Origin of the sequence: Protofrankia sp. Cr1 (assembly GCF_963555865.1) — a bacterium.
GTDB lineage: Bacteria > Actinomycetota > Actinomycetes > Frankiales > Frankiaceae > Protofrankia.
Map to the genome: position 1 here is coordinate 3133 of NZ_CAUVXO010000304.1, position 3524 is coordinate 6656.

Sequence of the window (3524 nt, forward strand, 5' to 3'; positions counted from 1 at the left end):
GGGCCGTCGGGCCGTCGGGCCGTCGGGGCCAGCTGCGCCTGGGCCGGTAGGCTGGTGTAGCCGTCACCGGGATGACGGTCGGTTGCAGTTGGCCCGTTCGCCGAGGTTTTGTCACCGTACGGCCACCCGGGTGCCGGTCGCTCTAAGAGGGTGTGTTGATGTCGACGCAGGAGTCCGGAGCAATGGGGCCCCGGTCCGGTTACCGCGCTGACACCGTCGCCGCCGACGTCGAGGCCGCACCGGACGGGACGGCCGTCCGTCTCGCCGGCCGGGTCGTCCTGTGGCGCCGGATGGGGGGGCTTATCTTCGGGCACCTGCAGGACCGCAGCGGCCGGCTCCAGATTTCGCTGTCCCGGGACGATCTGGGCGCGGAAGTCGTCAAGGAGTGGTCCCGGGCCGTGAAGATCGGCGACTTCGTCGGGGTCGCCGGCAGTCTTTACACCACCCGCCGTGGCGAGCGCACCGTAGCGGTATCCGAACTCACCGTTTTGAACCGGACGGTCCGCGCGTTGCCGGACAAGTGGCAGGGCATCTCCAACGTGGAGGCTCGGTACCGTCGCCGTTACCTCGACCTGCTGGTCAACGCCGACTCCCGGGGCCGGTTCCAGACCCGGGCGAAAATCATCCGGCGGATCCGTCGGTTCCTCGACGACAACGACTTTCTCGAAGTCGAGACCCCGGTCCTGCAGGAGGCGGCGTCCGGTGCGGCGGCCCGGCCGTTCGTCACCCGGCACAACGCGCTCGGCGAGGACTTCTACCTGCGGATCTCGCCGGAAACCTACCTCAAGCGCGTCGTCGTCGGTTCCCTGGACCGGGTCTACGAGCTGGGCCGCAACTTCCGCAACGAAGGCATGGACTCCTCGCACCTGCAGGAGTTCACGATGCTGGAGTGGTACGCGGCCTACTGGGACTACCGCGACAACATGGCATTCGTCCGGGCGCTCATCCTCGCCGTACTCGACGAGGTCTTCGGTACCCGCACGGTCACCTACGACGGGGTGAAACTGGACTTCGGTGCCGACTGGCCGGAACTGGACTACCGGACCGAGGTCGCCCGGCGAACCGGCATCGACCTCACCGTCGTGCGCGACCTGCCGACCCTGCGGGAACGGGTCGCCGGGCTCGGGTTGGAGGTTGACGGAGCCGCCTCCTACGCCGGCCTAGTCGATCTGCTCTACAAGAAGACCGTACGGCCAGACCTCGTCCAGCCCTGTTTCCTGGTGCATCACCCGGCTGAGCTCGTCCCGCTCGCCCGGCGCAGCGACAGCGACCCGACCAGGCTCGACATGTTCCAGGTCGTCGTCAACGGCTGGGAAATCGTCAAGGCGTACTCGGAGCTGGTCGACCCGGCCGAGCAGCGGGAACGGCTAGAGGAACAGACCCGGCTGCGTGAGGCCGGCGACGACGAGACGATGATGATGGAAGAGGACTTCATCGAGGCGATGGAATACGGCATGCCACCGATGTCCGGCCTCGGTCTTGGTATCGACCGGTTCGTCGCCCTGCTCACCGACGCGTCCACCCTGCGGGAAGTCGTCCTCTTCCCGGCCATGCGCGGCGCCCGCAAAGGCCAGAGCAGCCCCGACGACGACGCCTGACCGAGCCCCGGGCCACCCCGGCGGCCAGCTGACGCCCCGGTCGAGCGTCGGCCCAAATCTAAGCCTAGAGAAAGCCGAAATTCTGGCCTATGATGGCGACGTGCAAACACTACCGATCTCGAAGGTCAAGGACAGGCTGAACGAGCTGGTCGACGCAACCTCGATCACTCGCGAGCAGGTGACGATCACTAAGAACGGCTCACCTGCCGCCGTGTTGATCGGCGTCGATGAGTGGGAGTCGATCCAGGAGACCTTGTACTGGCTGTCACAGCCGGGCATCCGTGAATCCCTGACCGAGGCCGACTCCGACGCGATCGCCGGACGGGTCTTCGACGAGACACAGATCCGCGGCGAGTTCGGCGTGCCCAAGCGCGATCGGTAAGTCGCCCGCAGTGAACTACGAAGTGATCTTTACTGCCACCGCACGGCGAGATCTCCAGCGTGTCCCGCCGCGCATCGTGCCAGCGATCGTCGAATTCGTCTTCGGTGACCTCGCGGCGGCACCGCAGCGGGTCGGCAAGCCCCTGGAACGCGAACTTTCCGGTTCGTTCAGCGCTCGCCGCGGACCTTACCGGGTCCTGTACCGGATCGACGAGGACGCGAAGCTCGTGACGCTGCTGCGGATCGCACATCGAGCCGACGTGTACCGGCCCGGCAACGCCTAGCCGCTCCCGGCCGAGGGATGCGCATCTGTGCCACCTATCGCCAACTCCCAGTGTGGGTGCCGCTTGGCGCAAGCCGGGAGACAGGGTCACGTCTCGTGGCAGGACCGACCCTTACGGTACGTCCGCCGGGGTGTCCAGTTATATCAACCTCGCCTACCGTGTCAGGCGTTCCATCCATCCGCGAGCCGCTCGCAGACCGCGTGATCAGGTGACTTTCAGATGATGAATCTTGTCTTCCGGTGCGGCGGGGTGGCACGCAAGCCTATGGCACAACCGGCCCGGCTCCGTGTTGAGCGCGTCGTCTCCGCGGGTCCGGGCCGGCGTCCAACCGATGACGGGACGGGACGGTGGGGACGGGCGGATACCCGTGCTCCACGGGGTGGTGCGGTTCGAGCCGGGGGACGAACGGGCTGTCCCGCGTCTCTTTGGGTGGGCATGGAAGGGCCGCTGGGCATCGTTGACGGTGGGCATGTGCGATTGGTGATCGTGGAGTGAGTGCCTGGTTGGTGCGCGACTCGAACAACCGTTCCGGCGGTGTGATGCCGTTCTCGAAGGAGGAGTGGCGGGCGTTCCTCGACTGCGCCAAGGACGGCGAGTTCGGCATCTGAGCCGTCCCCACCAGACTCCGAGCCCCTGCCGCACCCTCCTCCACCGCGGCAGGGGCCCGGCGCATGCAAGGAGAGCGGGGTCGCCACGTACCGTATCGTCCAGACCTCACATCGTCCGGGCGATCACCGGTTTACCCTTGAATCCGTAGCGGAACAGACGCGGAAGGCGCATACAATGGCGTGGAACAAGCGGGGTAGCACCGGTGGCGGCGCAAGCACCGGCCGGGACGGCGTCAAACGCGGCGGTAAGGACGCCACGGCCGGTAAAAACGTCCGTGATGTCGAGTTCGCGGATTGCCCTACTTGCAACGGTGCCGGCAAGGTCGTCTTTGACAGGTCCGAGCAGGACGAAGACGGCGGCTTCAGCGGCACCCAGGCGAGAGACTGCGGAACATGCGACGGAACGGGACGGGTCGCCAAGTGAGCGACGATGATTCGGTTCGCATGCTGGAACTTGTCGCCTGCAACAAATGCCGGCGGCAACGGGGCGCCCAGTTCCACGCAACCGGCAGCGTCGAGCCGGTCCCCGAAGAAGGGGTCTGCCCGCACGGCAAGCCGCTGCGGACGGTGTGGGCGCCGGGCTACGGGCCGGGCGCGGAGCCGCCGGCCAATCCGGGATGGGACACCCGGCCGCCGGTGTAGGGATCGTCACC

6 protein-coding genes are annotated in these 3524 nt (G+C 66.9%); all 6 read left to right on the plus strand.

The window, feature by feature from the left end; genetic code table 11:
- The first annotated feature begins 158 nt into the window (after positions 1 to 158).
- The 6 genes from lysS (at position 159) to U9980_RS19745 (ending at position 3513) form a co-directional block, all read left to right on the plus strand.
- Positions 159 to 1598: a lysine--tRNA ligase gene (lysS, locus tag U9980_RS19720; RefSeq protein ID WP_322769272.1), complete on the plus strand. Its 1440-nt coding sequence runs from the start codon at positions 159 to 161 to the stop codon at positions 1596 to 1598.
- Positions 1599 to 1698: 100 nt separating this feature from the next.
- Positions 1699 to 1980: a type II toxin-antitoxin system Phd/YefM family antitoxin gene (locus U9980_RS19725; RefSeq protein WP_322749013.1), complete on the plus strand. Its 282-nt coding sequence runs from the start codon at positions 1699 to 1701 to the stop codon at positions 1978 to 1980.
- A 10-nt stretch (positions 1981 to 1990) separates the two neighbouring features.
- Entirely contained in the window at positions 1991 to 2263 is a 273-nt protein-coding gene (locus tag U9980_RS19730; protein WP_416210331.1) for a type II toxin-antitoxin system RelE family toxin, read from the plus strand.
- A 491-nt stretch (positions 2264 to 2754) separates the two neighbouring features.
- Positions 2755 to 2871, plus strand: coding sequence for a DUF397 domain-containing protein (locus U9980_RS19735; protein WP_322769273.1), 117 nt, complete (start codon positions 2755 to 2757; stop codon positions 2869 to 2871).
- Between the two features lie 175 nt (positions 2872 to 3046).
- Entirely contained in the window at positions 3047 to 3295 is a 249-nt protein-coding gene (locus tag U9980_RS19740; protein WP_322769274.1) for a hypothetical protein, read from the plus strand.
- Positions 3292 to 3513 carry a hypothetical protein gene (locus U9980_RS19745; protein WP_322753805.1) on the plus strand — a complete coding sequence of 74 codons (222 nt, stop codon included), beginning with the start codon at positions 3292 to 3294 and terminating at the stop codon, positions 3511 to 3513. The genes U9980_RS19740 and U9980_RS19745 overlap by 4 nt, the downstream gene beginning before the upstream one ends.
- Positions 3514 to 3524: the final 11 nt, after the last annotated feature.

Bases quoted from the DNA above. Each gene is read 5' to 3' on its own strand.
- U9980_RS19740 (WP_322769274.1), top strand. From the start codon at position 3,047: ATGGCGTGGAACAAGCGGGGTAGCACCGGTGGCGGCGCAAGCACCGGC.
- lysS (WP_322769272.1), top strand. From the start codon at position 159: ATGTCGACGCAGGAGTCCGGAGCAATGGGGCCCCGGTCCGGTTACCGC.